The organism is Pseudomonas sp. PS01299 (assembly GCF_029960145.1).
GTDB lineage: Bacteria > Pseudomonadota > Gammaproteobacteria > Pseudomonadales > Pseudomonadaceae > Aquipseudomonas > Aquipseudomonas putida_A.
This window is the reverse complement of the sequence record NZ_JASCPO010000304.1, coordinates 1-5,854: the sequence shown is the minus strand read 5'-3', so window position 1 is coordinate 5,854 and position 5,854 is coordinate 1. Positions and strand designations below refer to the sequence as shown.

Here is a 5,854-nt window from a genome sequence, read left to right as displayed (position 1 = left end):
GCGTCAGATCAGTCAGTATTTTTGCTGGCTGACACACCGCTTTCGCGAGCAAGCCCGCTCCCACAGGTAGATCGTGCCAAGGCTTAGCTCATCTGCTCAACCCGATCACGCCCGCCCTGCTTCGCCGCATACACCCCCGAATCCGCGCGCAGCAGCAGCGCATCCGCGCCCTCCCCCGGGCGCCAGCTGGCGATGCCGAAACTGGCCGTCACCACCCCGACCACATCCACCGGCGCACTGCGCAGGCCTTGCCACAACTCCACCGCCAGCATGTACGCATGCTCGCCGTCGATGTCCGGGCACAGCACCATGAACTCCTCGCCGCCCAGGCGACAGAACACATCAGTCCGCCGTAAACGATGGCCGATGCGCTCGCACACCGCCTGCAGCACCCGGTCGCCCACGGCATGGCCGTACTGGTCGTTGATGCGCTTGAAGTGATCGATGTCGAGCATGATCACCGACAGCTCGCCGCCGCCACGTTCGACCCGGGCCATTTCGGTGGTCAGGCGTTCCTGGAAGTAGCGGCGGTTGTGGATGCCGGTCAGCGAGTCGGTGACCGACAGCGCCCGCAATTCCTCTTCCACCCGTTTCAAGTCGGAAATGTCCGAGATGTAGCCGTGCCACAGCACGCCGCCGCCCGGCAGCTCTTCCGGCGTCGCCTCGCCGCGCACCCAGCGCAGGCCGCGCTCGGGCAACTGCACACGGTATTCCTCGCGCCATGGGCTGAGGCTGTCTGCCGAAGCACGGATCGAGCTGCGCACTCGCGAGACGTCTTGTGGATGGATGCGGGTGAAAATCGCCTCGGCATTGAGCAGCAGCACGTCCGGCTCCAGCTCGTAGATCTCGCGGATGCCATCGCTGGCGTAGATCACGCTGAAGCGCCCGTCGAACTCCATCTTGAATTGATAGATGCCGCCGGGCACGTGCGCGCTGAGCTTTTTCAGCAATACATCGCGCGCCGCCAGCGCCTCGTGTACGCGCTTGCGCTCGGTGATGTCGATGCAGATCGCCAGATGCCCGACCCACAACCCCTGCTCATCGAGCACCGGGGTGGCGAGCATGTTCACCGGCAGATGACTGCCGTCGCTGCGCACCAGCGTCCACTCACGCGCCTCATGACCGCCGACCTCGCCGCCCTCGACCAGCATCGCGTGGCAGGTCGGAATGCTCTTGCCATAACGCGCACTCAACTCCGCCGAACGCGCGGCCAGCTCTCGCGGCAGATGCAGGTTTTCCAGCGTCATATGGCCGACCACATCAGCGCTGCTGTAGCCGAGCATCTGTTCGGCGCCGGGGTTGAAGGTGTTGATCACCCCGCGCAGGTCGGTGGCGATGATTGCCACCTGGGTTGCGGCATTCAGCACGCCACGCAACTGACCGTGGGTGCCGCGCAATTCCTGCTCGCGGGCGTGCAGTTCCTGGGTGCGCAATTCGACCATGCGCAAGGCGCGCTGGCGTTGACTGACCAGCACGTAAAGCAGTGCGCTGAGCAACAGACTCAGCAGCGCCCCCAGCACCACCAGGCTGCTGATTGACGAATGGTTGGCCTGCAGAAACGCTTCGCTGGGCTGCATATCCACTTGATAGTCATGGTCGGCCATGCGCAACAGACGTGTGGCGGACAGATCACTGGCCCCGGCCTGGTTGGCGGACTCGTAGAGCACTTCATGCTGTTCATCGGTGGACAGGTCGAGAATGCGGACATTGAGGAAATCCTGGTGCTCCTCCGGCAGTCCGTCGGCCAGCAACTGCTGCATGCTGATCACCGCCATCACATAGCCTTGCGGCGGCCCTTTCGGCGCCCCTTCACGAGTGACCGGCGCCAGCAGCAAGACGCCCCGGGCATACGCCGGATCAATCCCCACCAGATGCAATGGTTGCGACACCACCATGTGCCCGGTGCGGTCGGCGCGCTCCAGCGTCGCCCGGCGCAACGGTTGCGCCAGCAAGTCGTAACCCAGCGGTGTGGGCAAGCGGCTGAGGCTCTGGGTGTAGATCACCGGTACGTATTCGGGGCGATCAGCGGCGGTCTGCAACTGATCGTCAGCGTTCAGTTCACGAAAGGTGAAGGTACTGAAGCCTTCGTTACGCACGGCTTGTTCGACCGCCGGGCGTTCGGCACGGCTGACCCGCGGCGCATAGGAATAGGCCTGGGTGCGTAATAGAAGCGGTTTGGCATAGCCGTCGAATTCGTTGCGTGAGACCGAATCGGAGTTGGCGAAGAAACGGCGCAGGCCGTCGAGACGCTGTTCCTGATCCTGGAAACGTTCTTCGATGCGGCTGTAACGCTCATTGGCCAGCAGCTGGAAGCGTTGGCGCAGTTGATGGTGAAACTGATTGAGGGTGGCCCAGGCGAGCAGCCCCGTGAGAATCCCGCCGGCGAGCAATACCAGCAGCGCGACCAGCCAGGCCGAGACGTCTTCGCTGATAAAACCCAGAATCTTTGGGCGCACGGGGTGCAACGACATAGGGGCAACTCACGACGCCATTGTTTCGGGGGGAAAACCCCATTGGCCATGAGTTGAGTTATAGCTATTAGCCATTAATTTGGCTAGCGCTGATCGGATCCAAGAGCCTTTAAAAATCAAGGCTCTGTGGATCCAACCAGACCGAGCGTCAACGAGCCGTGATTTTCCAGGCGCGGTGGATCTTGGTGTTACGCGCAAAATCCGGATCGATGGTCTGCGCGCTGATTTCCTCGACCGCGTAACGTTCGGCCAGGTTCTCCTCCAGCTGGAACTTGCGGAAGTTGTTGGAGAAGTACAGCACGCCACCCGGGGCTAGACGTGCCATGGCCAGGTCGATCAACTGCACCTGATCACGCTGCACGTCGAAGATGCCTTCCATGCGCTTGGAGTTGGAGAAGGTCGGCGGGTCGATGAAGATCAGGTCGTACTCGTCGCGGCTGCTTTCCAGCCACGCCATCACGTCGCCCTGCTCCAGACGGTTCTTGTCGGAGAAGCCGTTTAGCGACAGGTTGCGCCGCGCCCAGTCGAGGTAAGTCTTCGACAGGTCGACGCTGGTGGTGCTGCGGGCACCGCCCTTGGCCGCATGCACACTGGCGGTCGCGGTGTAGCAGAACAGATTGAGGAAGCGCTTACCGGCCGCCTCTTTCTGAATGCGCATGCGCATTGGCCGGTGATCGAGGAACAGCCCGGTGTCGAGATAGTCGGTGAGGTTCACCAGCAGCTTGACGCCGCCTTCGCTGACCTCATTGAACTTGCCCTGCGCCGCCTGACGCTCGTATTGCTTGGTGCCGCTCTGACGCTCGCGGCGCTTGACCACCACGCGGCTCTTGTCGACGTTCAGCGCCTGCGGGATCGCCGCCAAGGCGTCGAACATGCGCGCCGAGGCCTTTTCCGGATCGATCGACTTCGGCGCGGCGTATTCCTGCACGTGCACCCAGTCGTGGTACAGGTCGATGGCCATGGCGTATTCCGGCATGTCGGCATCGTAGACGCGGTAGCAGTCGATGCCTTCGCGTTTGACCCACTTGCTCATCGCCTTGAGGTTTTTCTGCAAGCGGTTGGCAAACATCTGCCCGCCTTCGCTCAGGCGCGGCTGCTCGACCACTGGCGCCGGGGCTGGCGTCGGTTTGATCGGGTTGCCGTTCTTGTTGAACTTGCGCTCTTGCGGCTCGTTCGGCGTCTGATCGTAGGCCGCTTGCTCACGCTCGGCCTGACGCTGTTCCGGAGTCCGCCGCTCGCCAGTGACGAACTGGTCCGGCAGCACCTTGATCAGCAACAGTTTGCACGGCAGCGCGCCGTTCCAGAACGAATACTGTTTGTGGCTGCGAATGCCCATGCGCTTGCCCAGATCCGGCGCGCCAGTGAACACCGCCGCTTCCCAGTTCAGGCAGGCCTGCCGCAGGCGCTCGCCGAGGTTCTGGTAGAGATAGAGCAGGCTGGCTTCGTCACCCAGACGCTCGCCGTACGGCGGGTTGCAGATCACCAGACCTTTCTGGTTCTGGTCCGGACGCGGCTCGAAGGTCGCGACTTCGCCCTGATAGATCTTGATCCACTCGCTCAGACCGGCGCGCTCGACGTTATTGCGGCCCGGCTGAATCAGCCGCGGGTCGGCTTCGTAACCGCGAATCCACAGCGGCGGCTTGGCCAGACCGGCGGCGGCACGTTCGACCGCTTCTTCATGGAGTTTTTTCCACAGCGCCGGAACGTGGCCGAGCCATGCGGTAAAGCCCCACTGCTCGCGGCGCAGGTTCGGCGCCATGTCGGCGGCGATCATCCCGGCTTCGACGAGGAACGTACCGACACCGCACATCGGGTCAGCCAGCGCGCCGCCTTCGGCCGCAATGCGCGGCCAGCCGGAACGGATCAGGATCGCTGCCGCGAGGTTTTCCTTCAGCGGCGCCGCGCCCTGCTGCAGGCGGTAACCGCGCTGGTGCAGGCTGTGGCCGGAAAGGTCGAGGGACAGGATCGCTTCGCCGCGATCCAGGCGCAGGTGAATGCGCAGATCCGGGTTGAGCTTGTCGATCGACGGACGGTCGCCTTGCGGGGTACGCAGTTTGTCGACGATGGCGTCTTTGACTTTCAACGCACCGAAGTGGGTGTTGTCGATGCCCGAGCCGTGGCCACTGAATTCGACGGCCAGGGTGCCGTCGGCGAGCATGTGATCCTGCCACTCGACGTCAAGCACGCCGTGGTACAGGTCTTCAGCGTCTTTCATCGGGAAGCGCTTGAGCACCAGCAGCACCCGGTTGGCCAGACGCGACCACAGGCACAGGCGATAAGCGGTTTCCATGGTCGCCATGCCACGCACGGCGGAGGTGTGCTCGCGGGCGTCTTCAAGGCCAAGCCCGACGGCTTCCTCGATGAGCAGGCCTTCAAGGCCTTTGGGGCAAGTGAGGAAGAGTTCGAAACGGTCGGACATGGTATTTCCAGAGCCTTTGGCTAGTGAATCGACAACGCATTGCCGATCCGGTTTTCAATCAGGCGCTTTTCTAAAAGAGCGCCCGCGTGGCACGAAGGTGTGCCGTTCCATCCCCGCTGCTCGGGTTAAAAGAGCTTAGATGCAAGGACAGGTATTAAAGTTGATGAAACAAAATGACTCAAAGCAACCCTTCGTCGAATATTACCCCAGCGTAAACGTGGGTCATTCTCACTAAAGGATTAACCCCATCATCCAGTGCGGGGCCGATCATACCGGGGTTTGCTGAAAAAACGTTCATGAAACCCGTCGTTACTTATGGCTGTAGCACTATTTTCGTTACGTCCTTATGACAAAACGATCATTCCCTCGGTGTGACTCATTGGTTAGAACTGACCACAGGTTGACGTCGCAACGGCGTCAACACCTTGGCTCGCCACGCCGGCAGCGAGCCGCCCAACGGCAGAGTTTTTTCTGCCAGACCTCGGTTGAGGTCAACGCGACGAAAACAGTCAACAAGTGAGGGAAACACCCTATGAGAAGACTTAAGCGTGATCCGTTGGAAAGAGCATTTTTGCGCGGATATCAATATGGCGTTGGTGGCAAATCCCGCGAGCTTTGCCCATTTACTCTACCGTCGGTACGCCAAGCCTGGATCAACGGCTGGCGAGAAGGACGCGGCGACAACTGGGACGGTATGACCGGCACTGCGGGGATCCACAGACTCAACGAACTTCACGCCGTCGGCTGACACAGGGCACTTATTGCAACACGACAATCTGAATTTTTAGCGACTTACCATGCACGTCCTTCCCGGACGGCGGGCTACGGCCCAGGGGCTCCTTCGAGGAGCCCTTTTTTATGCCCGCAAATCATTTGAACTGCACACATAACCTGTGGGAGCGGGCTTGCTCGCGAAAGCGTCGTGTCAGCCACCGCAAATGTTGACTGAAACAGCGCTTTCGCG

The 5,854-nt window shown here is 61.4% G+C and carries 3 protein-coding genes; 1 reads left to right on the top strand and 2 read right to left on the bottom strand.

What is annotated here, in order from left to right; translation table 11 throughout:
• Nucleotides 1-83 precede the first annotated feature (83 nt).
• Together QMX91_RS28385 and rlmKL are read right to left on the bottom strand one after the other, a co-directional pair.
• The gene (locus tag QMX91_RS28385; RefSeq protein WP_115990327.1) at nt 84-2,471 is read right to left on the bottom strand and encodes a diguanylate cyclase; all 2,388 of its coding nucleotides are present in this window, start codon (nt 2,469-2,471) and stop codon (nt 84-86) included.
• A gap of 148 nt (nt 2,472-2,619) precedes the next feature.
• Nucleotides 2,620-4,890: a bifunctional 23S rRNA (guanine(2069)-N(7))-methyltransferase RlmK/23S rRNA (guanine(2445)-N(2))-methyltransferase RlmL gene (rlmKL, locus tag QMX91_RS28380; RefSeq protein WP_097087615.1), complete on the bottom strand. Its 2,271-nt coding sequence runs from the start codon at nt 4,888-4,890 to the stop codon at nt 2,620-2,622.
• Nucleotides 4,891-5,422: 532 nt separating this feature from the next.
• Between rlmKL and QMX91_RS28375 the strand changes: the two genes are divergently transcribed.
• Complete coding sequence (locus QMX91_RS28375; protein ID WP_003223300.1) at nt 5,423-5,638, top strand: ribosome modulation factor; 216 nt, start codon at nt 5,423-5,425, stop codon at nt 5,636-5,638.
• Nucleotides 5,639-5,854 lie beyond the last annotated feature (216 nt).